General features: G+C 58.8%; 20 protein-coding genes. 11 read left to right on the forward strand and 9 right to left on the reverse strand.

Features of this window, described 5'->3' with window-relative positions:
- Nucleotides 1–119 precede the first annotated feature (119 nt).
- The 3 genes from AACZ65_RS00160 to AACZ65_RS00170 are packed head-to-tail and all read left to right on the forward strand — an operon-like array spanning nt 120 to nt 1,749.
- Entirely contained in the window at nt 120–554 is a 435-nt protein-coding gene (locus AACZ65_RS00160) for a hypothetical protein (RefSeq protein WP_339667365.1), read from the forward strand.
- 11 nt (nt 555–565) lie between these two features.
- On the forward strand, nt 566–1,138 hold the full coding sequence (locus AACZ65_RS00165; RefSeq protein ID WP_339667366.1) for a hypothetical protein: 573 nt from the start codon (nt 566–568) through the stop codon (nt 1,136–1,138).
- Nucleotides 1,135–1,749: an SCO family protein gene (locus AACZ65_RS00170; RefSeq protein ID WP_339667367.1), complete on the forward strand. Its 615-nt coding sequence runs from the start codon at nt 1,135–1,137 to the stop codon at nt 1,747–1,749. The genes AACZ65_RS00165 and AACZ65_RS00170 overlap by 4 nt, the downstream gene beginning before the upstream one ends.
- A gap of 220 nt (nt 1,750–1,969) precedes the next feature.
- Here AACZ65_RS00170 and AACZ65_RS00175 read toward each other — a convergent pair whose 3' ends face one another.
- The 8 genes from AACZ65_RS00175 to AACZ65_RS00210 all read right to left on the reverse strand — a co-directional run bounded on the left by AACZ65_RS00175 (nt 1,970) and on the right by AACZ65_RS00210 (nt 8,577).
- On the reverse strand, nt 1,970–2,359 hold the full coding sequence (locus tag AACZ65_RS00175; protein WP_339667368.1) for a hypothetical protein: 390 nt from the start codon (nt 2,357–2,359) through the stop codon (nt 1,970–1,972).
- Nucleotides 2,356–2,961, reverse strand: a complete 606-nt coding sequence (locus tag AACZ65_RS00180; RefSeq protein WP_339667369.1) for a hypothetical protein — start codon at nt 2,959–2,961, stop codon at nt 2,356–2,358. Before AACZ65_RS00180 ends, AACZ65_RS00175 begins: the two co-directional genes overlap by 4 nt.
- Nucleotides 2,961–5,378: a Hint domain-containing protein gene (locus AACZ65_RS00185; RefSeq protein WP_339667370.1), complete on the reverse strand. Its 2,418-nt coding sequence runs from the start codon at nt 5,376–5,378 to the stop codon at nt 2,961–2,963. The genes AACZ65_RS00180 and AACZ65_RS00185 overlap by 1 nt, the downstream gene beginning before the upstream one ends.
- Nucleotides 5,379–5,398: 20 nt before the next feature.
- Nucleotides 5,399–5,686, reverse strand: a complete 288-nt coding sequence (locus AACZ65_RS00190; protein ID WP_339667371.1) for a hypothetical protein — start codon at nt 5,684–5,686, stop codon at nt 5,399–5,401.
- Between the two features lie 335 nt (nt 5,687–6,021).
- Nucleotides 6,022–6,570: a carboxymuconolactone decarboxylase family protein gene (locus AACZ65_RS00195; RefSeq protein ID WP_339667372.1), complete on the reverse strand. Its 549-nt coding sequence runs from the start codon at nt 6,568–6,570 to the stop codon at nt 6,022–6,024.
- A 40-nt stretch (nt 6,571–6,610) separates the two neighbouring features.
- Nucleotides 6,611–6,973 (reverse strand): hypothetical protein, encoded by a 363-nt coding sequence (locus AACZ65_RS00200; RefSeq protein WP_339667373.1) that lies wholly within the window; start codon nt 6,971–6,973, stop codon nt 6,611–6,613.
- A gap of 171 nt (nt 6,974–7,144) precedes the next feature.
- Nucleotides 7,145–7,615, reverse strand: coding sequence for a GNAT family N-acetyltransferase (locus AACZ65_RS00205; protein ID WP_339667374.1), 471 nt, complete (start codon nt 7,613–7,615; stop codon nt 7,145–7,147).
- Nucleotides 7,612–8,577: an AraC family transcriptional regulator gene (locus AACZ65_RS00210; RefSeq protein ID WP_339667375.1), complete on the reverse strand. Its 966-nt coding sequence runs from the start codon at nt 8,575–8,577 to the stop codon at nt 7,612–7,614. The genes AACZ65_RS00205 and AACZ65_RS00210 overlap by 4 nt, the downstream gene beginning before the upstream one ends.
- A 194-nt stretch (nt 8,578–8,771) precedes the next feature.
- Between AACZ65_RS00210 and AACZ65_RS00215 the strand changes: the two genes are divergently transcribed.
- The 7 genes from AACZ65_RS00215 to AACZ65_RS00245 all read left to right on the forward strand — a co-directional run bounded on the left by AACZ65_RS00215 (nt 8,772) and on the right by AACZ65_RS00245 (nt 12,906).
- The gene (locus tag AACZ65_RS00215) at nt 8,772–9,320 is read left to right on the forward strand and encodes a cytochrome P460 family protein (protein WP_339667376.1); all 549 of its coding nucleotides are present in this window, start codon (nt 8,772–8,774) and stop codon (nt 9,318–9,320) included.
- A 188-nt stretch (nt 9,321–9,508) separates the two neighbouring features.
- The gene (locus AACZ65_RS00220; RefSeq protein WP_339667377.1) at nt 9,509–9,991 is read left to right on the forward strand and encodes a YHS domain-containing (seleno)protein; all 483 of its coding nucleotides are present in this window, start codon (nt 9,509–9,511) and stop codon (nt 9,989–9,991) included.
- Nucleotides 9,992–10,262: 271 nt separating this feature from the next.
- Nucleotides 10,263–10,619, forward strand: a complete 357-nt coding sequence (locus AACZ65_RS00225) for a cupredoxin domain-containing protein (RefSeq protein ID WP_339667378.1) — start codon at nt 10,263–10,265, stop codon at nt 10,617–10,619.
- Nucleotides 10,620–10,679: 60 nt separating this feature from the next.
- Nucleotides 10,680–11,357, forward strand: coding sequence for a glutathione S-transferase family protein (locus AACZ65_RS00230; protein WP_339667379.1), 678 nt, complete (start codon nt 10,680–10,682; stop codon nt 11,355–11,357).
- A gap of 13 nt (nt 11,358–11,370) precedes the next feature.
- Nucleotides 11,371–11,889 (forward strand): GNAT family N-acetyltransferase, encoded by a 519-nt coding sequence (locus AACZ65_RS00235; protein ID WP_339667380.1) that lies wholly within the window; start codon nt 11,371–11,373, stop codon nt 11,887–11,889.
- An 11-nt stretch (nt 11,890–11,900) separates the two neighbouring features.
- Nucleotides 11,901–12,305, forward strand: a complete 405-nt coding sequence (locus AACZ65_RS00240) for a VOC family protein (RefSeq protein ID WP_245875151.1) — start codon at nt 11,901–11,903, stop codon at nt 12,303–12,305.
- Nucleotides 12,271–12,906: a uracil-DNA glycosylase family protein gene (locus tag AACZ65_RS00245; protein ID WP_339667381.1), complete on the forward strand. Its 636-nt coding sequence runs from the start codon at nt 12,271–12,273 to the stop codon at nt 12,904–12,906. Before AACZ65_RS00240 ends, AACZ65_RS00245 begins: the two co-directional genes overlap by 35 nt.
- A 101-nt stretch (nt 12,907–13,007) precedes the next feature.
- On the opposite strand, the gene AACZ65_RS00250 is transcribed toward AACZ65_RS00245, so the two are convergent.
- Nucleotides 13,008–13,490, reverse strand: a complete 483-nt coding sequence (locus AACZ65_RS00250) for a YHS domain-containing (seleno)protein (RefSeq protein ID WP_339667382.1) — start codon at nt 13,488–13,490, stop codon at nt 13,008–13,010.
- Nucleotides 13,491–13,985: 495 nt separating this feature from the next.
- Here AACZ65_RS00250 and AACZ65_RS00255 point away from each other — a divergent pair, with 495 nt between their 5' ends.
- Nucleotides 13,986–14,603 carry a chloramphenicol acetyltransferase gene (locus AACZ65_RS00255; RefSeq protein WP_339667383.1) on the forward strand — a complete coding sequence of 206 codons (618 nt, stop codon included), beginning with the start codon at nt 13,986–13,988 and terminating at the stop codon, nt 14,601–14,603.
- The last annotated feature ends 32 nt before the right edge of the window (nt 14,604–14,635 follow it).

The following is a 14,635-nucleotide window of genomic DNA, read 5'->3' on the forward strand; positions in this document are numbered from 1 at the left end:
GGGCAACTCTTCACCTGACCTGACAGAAACTTTATTTGGCTGTTGCCCGCAATAAATGGTTAGCTCCGCAGCAGAGACTGCATAGCCTGAGAGGTAGAACCATGCGCAAGCAACTACTCATGGCAGCAATTTTGCTGCCTTTACCGATGGCCGCCCTTGCAGCCGAGGGCGAGCGCATTCAGGTCCGGGGCGAGATCATTGATACGTGGTGCTATTACTCCGGCGTGATGGGTGGCCCCGACGCGGTAACCGGGACGGCGCATCACACCTGCGCTCTTTGGTGTTCGGCTGGCGGCATCCCGGTGGGACTGCTGGCAGAGGACGGTCAGGTCTACATGGTGCTCAAGATCGCGGGCGACAATGCATCCGCCGGGGGCGATACGCAACTGCGCCTTGCCAGCCACGAGATTACGGCGGATGGCCTGCTCTATCATCGCGACGGGCTGAATTATCTGGTGGTAGAGGAAGTGGTCACGGATCACGGGATCACGAAGCTCAACCACGAGGATTACGGGGCAGTTCCGCCGTTTGCCATTCCAAAGCCGGGCAAGTGAGGGGACGCACGATGAAACATTTGCTGATGATGCTCGCGTTCACAGGCATGGCGCTTCCTACCGGCGCGCAGGACTTTTCCCAAGGGTCCGAGGCGAAACCGTGGAACCTCTATGCCGAGCAACCCGCGCGGTTTGAGGCCAAGGTGGTGGATATTCTGTGCGAACTCACCGGGGATTGCCCAACAGATTGCGGTGGCGGGGTGCGACAGCTGGGGTTGCTGCGCGACGTCGACAACGTTCTGGTCTATCCCAACAAGAACGCGCAGGCTGCGTTCACAGGGGCGGTGGTTGAACTATTGCCATTCTGTGGCAGGCAGGTCGAGGTTGATGGTCTGTTGATCGAGGATCCAGACCTAAAGGCAACGAACATCTATCTGGTGCAAAAGATCCGCGATGTGGGCGATGCCGAATGGACCGCCGCCAACCGCTGGACCAAGGTATGGGCGGAAAACAACCCCGAAGCAGATGGCAAGGGGCCTTGGTTCCGCCGCGACCCGCGTGTCAAAGCAGAGATTGCCGCACATGGCTACACCGGTATCGGCGTTGAAGAAGAACAGCAATTCATAAAGGAATTGTTTGAATGAGACTTCGAAATCTGCTGCTGGCCGTGGCATGTAGTGGTTTGGCATCTGGCGCACTGGCCCATGGCACCGAGACGCACGCAGCGCCGCCCGCCCTTGCGCCATCGGACCAGGTCACGGCACTGCCATGGAAACTGGGCGGCGCGTTCGAACTTGTCGACCAGACTGGCGCACCCCGCACTCAGACTGATCCGCACGGTCGGATGCAGCTTGTATTCTTTGGCTATGCCAATTGCCCCGGCATCTGCAGTGCGGCGCTGCCGATGATGGCAGATACGGCAGAGCTTTTGGAGCGGCGTGGCATCTCAGTCAGCCCGGTTCTGATCACCATTGATCCGGTGCTGGACACGGTCGAGACGATGGGCCCGGCCCTGGCGAAAATTTCGACGGATCTTGTCGGCTTGACCGGCGATCGTGAGGCGCTGAGCGAGGCCTACGATGCATTTCAGATCGACTTTGAAAAGATCATGGACGATCCAGAGTATGGCCCGATCTACGCTCATAGTAGCCATATCTTTCTTCTGGATCAGGCCGGAAAGGTTTTGACCTTGCTGCCCCCGGTCCTTCCGCCAGAGCAGGTGGCGGACATCGTGATGAAATACGCCGGGAGCTGAAATCCGACTGGTCCTCAAGATGGCTACCTACGCATGTTCGCGCACGCGACTTGCACCAATATTTACCAGCTTCAAAACACCACGCCCCGGATATCCCGAACATGCTGAACCGGTCCCTTTTTCGACCGAACACTTTGGCCTCTACCTGAGCGCGTGCTTTTAGCCAGGATAGAAATCGTCGGTGATGGCGTTCGTCGTCAACGCCGGCAAACTGGGTTTTCTATGCCGCGACATCACGTTCGATTTTCCGCAGTTCCTCTTGCAGGCTTTGCTCTTCTTCCGGGGTGAGGCCGCCATTGGACAAATCATGCGTATCATCAAGAATATCCGAGAACAGGTTCTCAACCTCAAATCCAAGGCTTGCCCCGCCGAAGTAACGGTCTAGCCAGTCCCAAGCAGTCTCGATAATGCGGCGCTTGGTTCTACGCCAGCGGTAGTTTTCCCTTTCGATCAGCTCGATACAGACAAACATTTCACCAATGTAAGGGTCCTGATGCTCGGACAGCCGAAATCGCAGCTTTACCTGTGCCGACAGACGATCGCTATTCTCATGGCGTGTCACGGTAATAACATCTGCTTCGATCTTTTCGAAGGTTTCCAACCCCGTCATTCGCCACCACCCGCACGCTCGCAAGGTACGGCAACGCGCTCGGATTTCATCGGTGATCTGTCAAGAAGCAACCACACCCATCCCAAGAAGCCGATTGCGCAAACCGCGGTTTGAAGAGCGACCTCATCGGTAAACCTGATCGTTAGAAACAACGCGCAGATGATGATCAACCACCATATCCGGACCCATCTATTGCGTACGGACAGAACGCGCACAGTTTCCGTTGTTTCACACTCCACGAGGTCCAGCGCATTCTCTGCGATGCTTAAGCTGCCCATTGGCCGCGCGGCAAAGTAAGCAAGGCCAAATAACGCCGTGAAAAGCAAAATGGAAACAACAAGATATACAAAGAAACTCATCAAGAGACTGCTGCCGAGAATTGCAGAAACAACCGCCAGGCCAAATCCAATCGCACTGCTGACAACAATCAGGATCACGGCGTTCACCGTGGTCACTTCGTGCAAATCGCCCATATCCTCGCTGTCTTCACAAGGCGCAGCACGCAGTTTCTCGCGCGGTTCGAACCCGGCCTTGCAGCTCTTCACGGTGTTCTGCGCACCCGGCACCACCGCCCCCAAACGGGTCTTGTTTTCTCCTTGCATCAACATAGCGTCCGTTTTTTGGTTCGATTGCCCCCGTTGCGCATCGCCTGCAACGACACGGCCGCCTCCTTGCGGTTCACCACGTAACGCGCAGTGATCATGTCTGAATTACCGGTGAGGGCATTGAGGCAGGGAAAGAGATCCAGGATCTCTGCCCGCGCGTCCTCGCAGAGCGTTGACCAGCCGACGCAGCCGGGATGAAAGCTCTCGGTCCAACACTGCTCGGAAAGAACCAGCTCGTGACAGTCAAAGAGAATGTGAAAGTATTCCACATCACCCGGCGGCTCACGCAGGATCGTTTCTCCGTCGACGAGGTATTTGGCCGGAACCAGCACTTCTGTATGGCCGAGCAACAACTCCAACATCGGTCCCTTCAGGAGAACGCGATGATTGGGTGAAATGCGCAGATCACGAACGTTCTGCAGAACACCCTTGCGTATCCGGATCGGTGCGATCTCGACATGTGCCTTGACCGTTGTGCGCCCGATCCAGCGGATTTTCTGATAGCCGTGATCACGCGTGATCACGCGATCTCCAACCTTCAGATCCTCGACCGCGATCTCGCCATTGGCGCATGCGATGCGCGTTCCACGGCAAAAACAAATGACATTCGTTGTATCAAAGTTCAGCGTTTGTGGATCGACCGTGGCGCCCCTGTTGGTCAGGGTCAGGCTGTTGCCCGCTGTCCATCCCGCCGCGCGCTCATTTAGGATCCCGTCATCATCGTAATCGGCACGCAGCCATTCCAGCGGATTGCGGATGACCGCGGGGTCGATATCACCCGTCAGGACGGCAGCGTCGTAATTGGCCTGATTGTAAAAACCCGACAGATCCACAAAGTCGTTGTTCGACTGATCACCGTCCCGGACAGCATTCGTGTCGTCACTTCCAAAGTCCGAAATCGTGTCGTGCCCGGTTCCCGGCTCGAAACGATCATTCCCCGTGCCTCCAGCAATAAGATCATCACCGTCCCGCCCCAGCAACAGATCGTCACCGGCATCACCAAACAAGGTGTCATCCGCAGAGGTGGTAATATTAGGAACAAGGGGGTTGGTATCGACAAAGAGCTCATAGATTGCCCCATCGATCGATCCAAACGTCGCCGTGGAGATGAAAACATCGAGGCGCGAATGCGGAATTCTGATCGTCAGCTCGAGGAATGCCTGTTCACTGTCCGCGGGGTCGGCAAACAATCCGGTCAGCCTACCGGCCGAGTCGATGGTGAAGGCACCGTTGCCTTCGAATGATACATTTCCCGACGCGATGGCAGCGTTCAGATTGAGCGCAATTCCGTCGAGGCTCAGGGTGACGACCTCCAAACTCTCTAGACGGCTCATGAGAATCCGCACACCGGGAATCTGGGTCGGAGCCAGACCTTCGGTGTATCGGTGAGTATGCGTCTCACGTTCAACCTGTGGGTTCGGAAAGCCTGTATCACCCACGAAAAACCCAGATAAATCATCCGTAGAACCGAGCGCGACGGTTTCATTGGACGTTGTCGTGACGGTGAAAGCCCCACGTCCGTTTGCGCCGGCGACGGCCTGTGCACCGGCTGTCGAAATCTCCTGATAAACTGGTCCTAAGGCGGTATCACTGGCGTCGGTGCCCGTACCCCCGTCTAGGGTGTCATTCCCCATCCCGCCGAAAATCAGGTCAGCTCCGGTTCCACCATCGAGGCTGTCATTCCCATCGCCCCCGAGAATTGTGTCATTCCCGAACCCGGCCAGAACCGTGTCATTACCGCCAGATGCGTTGACGAAATCCGCGTTGCTGTTGACGAGCTCGCCATTCGACCCGCCAGCGTCCAGATTATCAATTCGGTCGCCGTTCGGGTCCCCAACGTAATCCTGATTGATCAGATCATTGCCGAGCGTGCCGGTAATCAGCCCATCCCCAGCACTCAACAGAATATCGACGTTCGAAACATCACCACCCAGTGACATCGCTCCAAAGCTCTGTGGAAAGCTCTGTGCCGATAAATCGATATCCTCGCTTCTGACTTGGCCCGAAACACGTAGTGTCGCGACATCCCGTTCGGTGCCATCATTCTCGGAAAAGAGTGCAACCGCCCCCAAATCCTCCGCCGAAACGCTGAAAAAGAGATCGCCGTTCGACATCTGCACGACCGCCCCGGCCGGAACGCGCTGAATATCTCCATCCATGAATGTTACTTGGAACGACGACGTGTAAACCTGTCTGACGGCTGCACTCGCCAAACCACCCTCGACATAAAGGTAGCTTAAGCTCAGGGCACTTCCTTCTTTGCTGTCCGCCCTGTCCAAAGCGACCCTGAGGTAGTCAACAGGTTCGAATATATCCCCCCTCGACAGCTCGAAGACCTGCGCCCCGGTGGGCGTAGCCTCGGTCGAAGGATCGGCAGCAATTTTTCCAAGGAAAAGCCACGTTAGTTTTTTCATGGGTGGGTGGCCTTCTTACTTCAGCGGCACGCGAGCACATGCTCGGCACTGCACGTGTGCAACCTCGGCGCAGTGTTGTGATCGTTGCCTTCGGCAAAGCCGACGATCAGCAAGAGGCACAGCAGGCAGCTCAGCATCACAGCTGCGCCGCGCGGGGCGTGGCGTTTGCGACGGCGAAGGGCGTGCTGGCGCGGACCGGTGTTAGAGACTGATTGATTGGGCCGCCCCCTCTTGCTGGGCAGACCGGAAAATTCAGAAGCATCGTGCATCATCGCATCAGCACGCAATGCCTCGGGGGCGCGTAGCATTCCACTCTCTCCGTGCAGTAGAGCAATTCGTTTCGGAAACGACGTTTGGCCGTGAGAGCACGTTACGTCCGGTAGAAAAGCCGATGAATGTCGGGGGGTCCGAGATCTCTGCGCAAACGTCCAGTTCTGTGGTCGACAGATCTTAGGTCACGAGTGACTCACGGCAGTGGTAGAAATCATGGCGACGGTGGGGCGCTCACGCGGGGTTTGACAGGCACATCCCCGAGGGCACAGAAGATTTTCTACAGATAAAAGAACACGATACATGCTCAGAATGGCCACTTAACGTGGCCTTGCGAGAAAAGGCCCGCCGAAGTTTCGGCGGGCCCGCTTGATCAGGCCGCGACCTGACCCGTGGTGACGACCGGAAAGTCGATATCGGTGTCCGCCACGTGATTCAGATAGTTGGTAAAGATGTTCGCCACCACATTGGCGAGCGTCTCTACGATGTCGGCCTCGCTCAGCCCTGCGGCACGCGCGGCGGCAAGATCGGCATCCGACACTTTGCCCTTTGCCGACACGATACTCACCGACAGTTTCAGGATCGCTGCCGTGCGCGGATCGTCGGAACGGCCGACAAGATGGTCCTTGACCGCCTCGGGTGCAACCTTGAGCCCAGCCGAGATCGCGGAATGGGCCGAGGCGCAGTAATCGCAGGTATTGGCGCCGGCCACGGCGAGGGCAATGGCTTCTCGGGTGCGGCCATCAAAGGCGCCCCCCGACAGCGTCTCGTTCAGACCGAGCATGGCCGCCAGAACCGACGGCTGGTTCGCAGCAACGCGATAGAGATTAGGCACCATGCCGATCTTGCCCTTGATGGCGGAAAAGAGGGCGCTTGCCTCAGGCGTGGCGGCGGTATCGGAGACTTGGGTGATGCGTGCCATGGAATCATGTCCTTTCGTTGGCAATTGTGAAAACGGGGGATCAGGCCGCAGGCATCTGCGGTTCGGGCTTCGACAGCCCGATGACGGTCACGACCGCCGCGCCGTTCAGCCAGTAATAGGCGGCGTCCAAACCAGAGAAGCCAAGGGCGAAGGGCAGCACCAGAAACAGCAGCCCGACCGCAAGATCGACTGCAAGATGCAACTTGTAGGGCAGCACTCGGATCATCCCGAGATGGTGATCCGTAAAGACCGTAAGCAAAAAGGCCGCCAGCCCGACCACGGGAGAGATCTTCAGCGCCAACGGATTGGACGCACCGAGGCCCAACAGGAACGGCAAGCCCATAAGTGAGATGGCAACCGGGTAATCGAGATAGGCGTGGATGTTTTTGGTAACGAAGCGCATGGCGCAGGGACCTTTCTTAATGATTTCGGGAACGGCGGCTCGCCGTATTCCCGACATAGATCCACTGACACGGACGGTGAATGTTCAGAAATCCGCTAAAACTGCGCGATCGTCCGGATCTTGGGTCAATCATCGCCTATCCCCGACGAACCTCCACCACGACGAGGGTCGTCACACCGACGGCAGGTCGATCACCCGAATTTCGATGTCGCTCACTTTGCGCGCTCCGGCATGATCGTAAAATACGCGGGCTGCGATGTTGGAGACCCAAAGATCCGCCACGATGGCGCCACATCCCAGATCCAGCGCCCGGCGTTTGACCGCATGCAACAGCAAACCGCCGACCCCCAGCCCTCGGATGCCCTCGTCCACGACAAGATCGGCCAGCCAGAGGGTCTTTTGTCGAGTGTGAAGTTCGAAACGTCGGCCATAGGCGGCAAGGCCGAGGATAACGCCACCCTGCTCCGCCACAAGAACGTCGAGCCATCGCTCCGTCCCGAAACAGGCCGCTACAATCAGCGACGTGTCATCGCCGGGATCGGGGTCTGCGACATGCACCGCCAGCGCCCGAGACAGGCGCGCAAGTTCGGCGGCATCGTCGGGCTGCGCCTCGCGGATCTCCACCGGAGGCACTGTATTCACGCCGCATTCAAGGCGTCACGCCCGGCTTTGGCCAGCAGGCGGACGGCTGCAGGGGTGACGCCGATCTCTTTCTTGAACACCCGACTGAACGCTGATTCCGATGCATATCCCGAAACCTCGGCGGCCTCGGCCACCGACAGGCCGCGCTCCGCCAATGCCTCACGTGCAATCTGCATCCGCCATGCGGTCACGTAACTCATGGGGGTCACCCCAAGGCGCGCCGTGAATCGTTCGGCAAAACCGGTGCGCGACAGGCCCGCGACCCGCGCAAGGCCAGCCACCGTCCATTCGGCAGCAGGATCGCGATGAAACATGCTCAGCGCGCGTGCGATCTGCGGGTCGGCAAAGCCAGCGATCCCCGGAATGCCCTCGGGTGATTGCTCGATAAAGGCTCGGATGGCTTGGGCAAAGATTGCCTCGGACATCTTGAGCGCAATCAGATCGCCGCCAAGCCGCGCGCCGCCCGCCTCGGCCCCGATAACCTTGAGCGTCGCATCGAGCCACCCGCCGGCGTCTTCGCCATATCCGCGCAGGTGGATATACGGTGGCAACCGGTCAAACAGCAGGTGGCGCGAGCCCTCGGCCAGCGCGAAATGCCCGCAGATGAGCTGCGTGTCTCGCGGACTTTCCTCGCCCCCCCAAACCAGCGTCCCGTATCCCGGAAACCCTGAGCGGGACAGCACATCATCCAGCGGCAACGCCTCTTCTGGTCCGGTGTGCCGGCATGACAGAACATGCGGTTCGCCATGCGGAATGATGACAAGATCGCCCTGCGCAAGGGTCACCGGCGCCTGTTGACCGCCAACACGCACCAACGCCTCGCCGCGATGCGCATAATGGAACCGCGCCACATCGCGATAAGCAGGCACGCGCACTCCCCACGGTTCGGTGAAACTCGTTCGGAAGTAGAGCGTGCCGCGAAACGACAGGCGGGTAAGGATATCGCTGAGTAAGTCCAACATGCGGCATAGCTTACAGCTTCGGCGCAAGGAATCCAGAGCCGTGGACGATCGAGCATTCATTTCGGACGAAACGCCATTCATCGCGCAGAAGTTTTGCGGTGAACAGGCGTAGCCGCGCGGCGACGACCGGCCGGACGGTCACGGCCTCGTCGGTCGTTGCGGTTTTATTGAACTGACCACAAGGAGACATCCAAATGAAGGTCCAAACCCTTGCCATGATCCTGTCCATCACATGCCTGCCCGCTTTCGCTCAGATGGCGACAGAGGCAGGGCAAATCACCGTAGAGCCAGTGCTCGAGGTTCCCACCGAAGACTATCGCACCGGGTGGGTTCAGATCGGGGCATTTTCGGTGCTCGCAGAGAATCCCGCAGACGGTGCGCATGAAATTCACGCTGTCTTCATCGACGAAGACGCGCTCAAGGCCTATCTCGCCGAGGGTCGGTTTGTCGAGGGGACGAAGATCGTCAAAGAGGTCTGGGGCACCCAAACCGAGGACCTGACAACCGGGCGCGCCAGCTATGCCGACACGCTCAAGGGCCGTTTCGTCATGGTCGCCGACCCCGACGGCAAGCTGGGTGAAGGCCCGCGGTTTGGCGACGGTTGGGGATGGGCGTTTTTTCCGGGACAGGAAACCCGGATTACCGATACCGAAGACTACCGGGATGCCTGCCTGGCCTGCCATGAACCGGCCCGCGATCAGGGGTTGATCTACCTTCAGGGCTATCCGGCCCTGCGCAGATAACACAGCGGCACAGCACAGCCTCAACTGGACGATTGAGCATAATATTAGGCCGAACCAGCATTAATAATACGAAACCCTCTAGGTAACATGTGCCCACATCGCCAAAATGTACCGCAACTCACGCGGCGCCATGGTGATGCCCCGTCCCAGCCGGGATGGGGATTTCCATGACAGAGAAAGGACAACGAATGAAACGGAAACTGACACTTACCGCTGCAACCCTTTCAGCGCTTCTCGCCTTCGGGCCAGCAATGGCCGCAGACGAATTCAACGTCGTATCGGGCCTGACTGCGGCAGGCGCCCCGCTCGGGGTGCATGGCGTCGACGTGGTTTCGCTGATCGAGTACAACAAGGAACAGGCCGGAAGCGCAAAGTTTACCACGGTCCACGACGGTGTTTCGTACTACTTCACCAGCGCAAAGCACCAGAAATCCTTTGAGGCCAATCCGTCGAAATATATCCCGCAGAACGGCGGGTTCTGCACCTTCGGGGTTTCTGTGGGCAAGAAGTTCGATGGCGACCCGAGCTTTGCGTCGGTGGTCGATGGAAAACTCTACGTCTTCCTGAACGAGGATATCTACAACCTTTACCTCAAGGATCAGGCCGGAACGATCCATAAGGCCGAAGAGAACTGGAAGAAAATCCAGCACACCGCCGCCAAGGATCTCTGACACAGAGATCTCGCAGAGCCGGTCGGACAAGCCGGCTCTGCGTCTTCCGCGTGATATGACAAACGAATGGTGGCTTGGCCGCTTCCTGTCGTCAGCAAGCAGGTCATCCCCGGCGTCCGGCACATTCTAAGGATTCCGGACGATCACGCAGAAATCTCGAACGCAATCGCATTCAGACGCCAGCAAAATTCAGGCAATTTCGGTCGCGAATATCTGAGCGAGAGAATAACCGATGAACCCTCACTGTTCCTAGGCGCCAATGCCCAATTTGATGCCACTCACACGCCGCCGCTTCGGTATCGGTCTTGGCGCGCTTCTGGGGTGCGCCGGAACACGGCGCCGTTCACACGCGCACGATGGGGTGCAAGAGACGATGGTGCGAATTGACAATTCCACCTTCGAGCCCTTGGTCGTTGAAATCTTTGCCGGGGATAGCGTGACCTGGGAGAATAACGATCTCGCGTCCCATACCGCGACGGCTCTGGACGGAAGCTGGGACACCGGGCTGCTCGAGCGGGGAACGCAGGGCAGGATCATCTTCACCGAACCCGGCGAGTATCCCTATGTCAGCACTTTTCGCTCGCACATGAAGGCAACCGTTCTGGTGCGCAACCGCGATGGCGGATGAGCGACCTCGTAAATGCGAAATGCCATGGCGGGGATCTGCCGATGGCGTCAGGAGAATACCATGAAAAAGCCGATCACCCTCAGCAGCCACGCGCTCTGCCCCTATGTGCAACGCATCGCCATAGCCCTTGTCGAAAAAGGTGTTGCGCATGAGCGACGCGTTGTTGATCTCGGCAACAAGCCGCAGTGGTTTCTGGAAATTTCTCCGCTGGGACGCACGCCGGTACTGACGGTCGGGGACGCGTCGCTCTTCGAGTCTACCGCAATCCTCGAGTATCTCGAGGAAACGCATCCCAATCCATTACATCCCACCGACCCGGTTGCGCGCGCGCGCCACCGCGCCTGGATGGTTTTCGGCGCAGAGGTGCTCGACACGATCGCGGGATTCTACTCGGCCCGGGATGCCATGACGTTCGAGGCAAAGACAGCCGCACTCCGCCGTCACTTCGCACTCCTGGAGGATCATCTTAGCGCGGGACCGTGGTTCTCTGGTGCAGACTTCAGCCTCGTCGACGTGGTTTTCGCTCCGGTTTTCCGATATTTTGACGTCTTTAACGAGATTGACAGATTCGAGTTCTTCGATGGGCTGACCAAAGTTCAAGCCTGGTCACTGCTTCTTGCCGCCCGCCGCTCGGTGCAAGATGCGGTGAGCAAGGATTATAATGCTCTTTTGCGTGCCTTTCTGCTTCGCCGCGACAGCGTGCTTGCCGCGCGCATGAAGGCTTCGGGCGCGGCCTGAGTCACTGTCCACGATGATCCGATCTCACTCACATCCTGATTTGACCTTCGCACGCCTGACAGAAGTCCCGCTCGAAACGCTTGTCGAGCATATGTCCGACCCCCGCGTCGCACGGCATATGCCGCTCTTGTCGCAACCTTGGGATGTCGATGCAGCGAAACACTTTGTCGCCGCCAAAGAAGCGTGCTGGCAGCGTGACGGGTTAGGGCATTGGGCGTTTCTGCAAGACGGCCACTACGTCGGCTGGGGCGGTTTCCAAAAGGAAGGAACGGAGTGGGATTTTGGCCTTGTCCTACGGGGAGAGGCCTTTGGTCTTGGCCGCGCGATCACACATGCGGCATTGAATTTCGCCCATGCGGACGCACGCATCCCTTTCGTCACTTTTCTGCTGCCACCTTCGCGTCGTCATCTTGGGGCCCTTGCTCGGATAGGCGCAGAGTTGGTGGGCGAGGTGCCTTATGAAACGGCACGATTTCTCAAATTTCGTCTTGATACCCCCTGCCCTGCCACACCCCCCACTTTGCGAAACTGAAAGGACAATCCATGACAATGATCGACCACCTAAGCCTCGGTGTTGCCGATATCTCTGCCGCTTGCGGTTTCTATGCCCGCCTGTTCGAACCGCTCGGAATCAACTGTCTGGCCGCAGGCGACGGCTTTGCCGCCTTCGGCCGTGACCGGATCGCGTTTCTGTTGCTGCCACCCTTCGACGGCAAACCGGCAAGCGCTGGCAATGGCGCGCATGTCGCATTCGCAGCACCGTCGCGCGAGGCGGTCGATGCCGCCCACGCTGCGGGGCTTTCCGCCGGGGCTGGTGATGAAGGCGCGCCGGGTGTGCGCGCGGCCTATCCCATGCCGAATGTCTACGCCGCCTATCTGCGCGATCCTTGGGGCAACAAGCTGGAAATCGTCCATGCCGGATTCTCGGCCTCACAAGACCCGGCCTGAGATCGCGCAGCTGCGGGCCGAAATCACGGCCTGCAGCGCCTGCTCAGACTTGCCGTTCGGACCTCGTCCGCTTTTTCAGATCGGCGCGGGTGCGCGCATCCTCATCGCTGGACAGGCACCAGGTCGTAGAACACACCTTGCAGGACGGCTCTTCGATGATGCCTCAGGCGTGCGGCTGCGCAACTGGCTCGGCCTCGACGAAGCGACGTTCCGTGATCCGGAAAAGATCGCGATCCTGCCCATGGGGTTCTGCTTTCCCGGAACTGGCCGTTCGGGTGATCTGCCTCCGCGCCCGGAATGCGCCCCTTTGTGGCGTGTACGCGCGATGGCGCTGTTGCCCGACATCATGCTGACGGTCGTGATCGGTCGCTACGCCCAAAACTGGCATTTGCCCGAAACCTCACACCTGCCCCTTGCCGAGGCGATGCGGGATTGGCCCGCACGTTGGCCGGCCAGCATCCTTCTCCCGCATCCAAGCCCGCGCAATATGGCATGGTTTCAACGCAATGTTTGGTTCGAAACGGATCTGCTCCCCGTATTACAGGCGCGAGTCATCGAACTTGTCGGAAAATGTGCCGAGCAGCGCACTTTGGGTCACTGACCCGAAATCGAACAGCGAGAGCACGGTTTGAAATCACAACTGCACTCTTTGAAACATCCGGGCCAGCATGCGACAGGCTGGCCCGGTGTCGGTTGCCCTCGTCAGAGGTCCGTCGCGGCAGTGTGTTTGATCTTGCCCCAGTTTGCTTCGGCCTTTGCGACAGTGCCCGCCTGATCCTTGAGGTATGCCTTGTACACATCCTCGTTGAGGAAAACGTAGAGTTTGTCGTCCATCACGGCTGCAAAGCTCGGGTCGCCGTCAAACTTTTTCCCGACCGAGACCCCAAAGGCGCAGAACCCGCCATATTGCGGCATGTAGCGCGCCGGGTTCGCCTTGAACGCCTTCATGTTCTTTTCCGAGGCAAAGTAGTAGGCGACCCCGTCATGAGCGGCAACATAAGCGGCGCTGCCTTCGGTGTTTTCACCATGATCGATTAGTGAAACCGGGTCGGCACCATGCAGGCCGAGCGGCGCACCGCTATAGGTAAGACCCGGAGTGACGTTGGCTTCGTCGGCAGCCATTGCAGGTCCGAAAGCACAGAGCGCGGTCAGCGCGGTGGCCGCGAAGATCAACTTGCGAGACATTGGATTTCCTCTTTTCATAGGTGATTACATCCCGTACCGAACGGCACAGTCCGCCAAAGCCCGCGGGAAAAGGATTGCTTCCCGCCAACGAAGGCGCGGTGCCAAACTATCCAATCCAAGCGTTTCTTTAATGCCGGTTAGTCCGCATTATATGTCTGTTCGTCCCTTTCGATGAACGATTCTGACTTGGCTGCCAGCCCCATGAGCGGGCCCAACCTGCTTGGGGATGCCCTCTGAAATGCCATTGAATTTCTAGAGGGCTCGTCCGCCGCGCCACGCATGGTCTGACCTCAGAGGGGGGCATTCCCATGCAGTCCGGGTAGATCCCTGAGGTGCGCCGCCCGCCCTGAACGCAGGCCTCGTTACCATGACCACCAAAGAGCATGGACGGAAAAGTGGATTTCTGTATCGAGACCGCCGTAGCACCATAAAAATATTACCTTTATTTGCTAACAGCATTCCCACCAGAGACCCGAAACCCTTAAGGAGCGCGCGATGTCCCGATTGCAGGCCGACGAGGCCCTGATCCACCCCGACTGCGAGATCACCGATTGCGAATTCGGCATCTACACAGAGGTCGGGCGTGGCAGCCGCCTCGCGCATGTGGCGATGGGGGATTATTCCTATTGCGACCGCTCCTGTGACCTCGCCAATGCCGAGATCGGTAAATTCGCCAATATCGCCAGCTTCGTGCGTATCGGGGCCACCGATCACCCGCTCGACCGCGCCAGCCTGCATCACTTTCTCTATCGCTCTGCCAGCTATTGGGACGATGTCGCAGACGATGCGCTCTGGTTCGACAAACGCCGCGCCCGCGTGGCGCGCATCGGCCATGACACCTGGATCGGCCATAACGCGCAGGTAAAGCCCGAGATCACCGTGGGCCATGGCGCGGTGATTGCTGCGGGGGCCGTGGTGACGCATGACGTGGCCCCCTATACGATCGTCGCGGGCGTGCCCGCCCGGCCCCTGCGCCTGCGCCTTGCCCCCGCTCTGGCCGACCGCATGATGGCGCTCGCGTGGTGGGATTGGGATCACGCCCGCCTGCGGGAAACCCTGGATGATTTCCGCAGCCTGAGCGCCGAGGCGTTTCTCGAAAAACACGGCGGCTGAGCACAAGAAAAAGGCGGCCACAGCGGGCCGCC

Source organism: uncultured Roseovarius sp., assembly GCF_963972555.1.
GTDB classification, from domain to species: domain Bacteria; phylum Pseudomonadota; class Alphaproteobacteria; order Rhodobacterales; family Rhodobacteraceae; genus Roseovarius; species Roseovarius mucosus.

Coding starts and splice junctions, on each gene's coding strand:
- AACZ65_RS00160 (WP_339667365.1), top strand. CDS start 120: ATGGCAGCAATTTTGCTGCCTTTACCGATGGCCGCCCTTGCAGCCGAG.
- AACZ65_RS00165 (WP_339667366.1), top strand. CDS start 566: ATGAAACATTTGCTGATGATGCTCGCGTTCACAGGCATGGCGCTTCCT.
- AACZ65_RS00170 (WP_339667367.1), top strand. CDS start 1,135: ATGAGACTTCGAAATCTGCTGCTGGCCGTGGCATGTAGTGGTTTGGCA.
- AACZ65_RS00175 (WP_339667368.1), bottom strand. CDS start 2,359: ATGACGGGGTTGGAAACCTTCGAAAAGATCGAAGCAGATGTTATTACC.
- AACZ65_RS00180 (WP_339667369.1), bottom strand. CDS start 2,961: ATGCAAGGAGAAAACAAGACCCGTTTGGGGGCGGTGGTGCCGGGTGCG.
- AACZ65_RS00185 (WP_339667370.1), bottom strand. CDS start 5,378: ATGAAAAAACTAACGTGGCTTTTCCTTGGAAAAATTGCTGCCGATCCT.
- AACZ65_RS00190 (WP_339667371.1), bottom strand. CDS start 5,686: ATGCTACGCGCCCCCGAGGCATTGCGTGCTGATGCGATGATGCACGAT.
- AACZ65_RS00195 (WP_339667372.1), bottom strand. CDS start 6,570: ATGGCACGCATCACCCAAGTCTCCGATACCGCCGCCACGCCTGAGGCA.
- AACZ65_RS00200 (WP_339667373.1), bottom strand. CDS start 6,973: ATGCGCTTCGTTACCAAAAACATCCACGCCTATCTCGATTACCCGGTT.
- AACZ65_RS00210 (WP_339667375.1), bottom strand. CDS start 8,577: ATGTTGGACTTACTCAGCGATATCCTTACCCGCCTGTCGTTTCGCGGC.
- AACZ65_RS00215 (WP_339667376.1), top strand. CDS start 8,772: ATGAAGGTCCAAACCCTTGCCATGATCCTGTCCATCACATGCCTGCCC.
- AACZ65_RS00220 (WP_339667377.1), top strand. CDS start 9,509: ATGAAACGGAAACTGACACTTACCGCTGCAACCCTTTCAGCGCTTCTC.
- AACZ65_RS00225 (WP_339667378.1), top strand. CDS start 10,263: ATGCCACTCACACGCCGCCGCTTCGGTATCGGTCTTGGCGCGCTTCTG.
- AACZ65_RS00230 (WP_339667379.1), top strand. CDS start 10,680: ATGAAAAAGCCGATCACCCTCAGCAGCCACGCGCTCTGCCCCTATGTG.
- AACZ65_RS00235 (WP_339667380.1), top strand. CDS start 11,371: ATGATCCGATCTCACTCACATCCTGATTTGACCTTCGCACGCCTGACA.
- AACZ65_RS00240 (WP_245875151.1), top strand. CDS start 11,901: ATGACAATGATCGACCACCTAAGCCTCGGTGTTGCCGATATCTCTGCC.
- AACZ65_RS00245 (WP_339667381.1), top strand. CDS start 12,271: ATGCCGGATTCTCGGCCTCACAAGACCCGGCCTGAGATCGCGCAGCTG.
- AACZ65_RS00250 (WP_339667382.1), bottom strand. CDS start 13,490: ATGTCTCGCAAGTTGATCTTCGCGGCCACCGCGCTGACCGCGCTCTGT.
- AACZ65_RS00255 (WP_339667383.1), top strand. CDS start 13,986: ATGTCCCGATTGCAGGCCGACGAGGCCCTGATCCACCCCGACTGCGAG.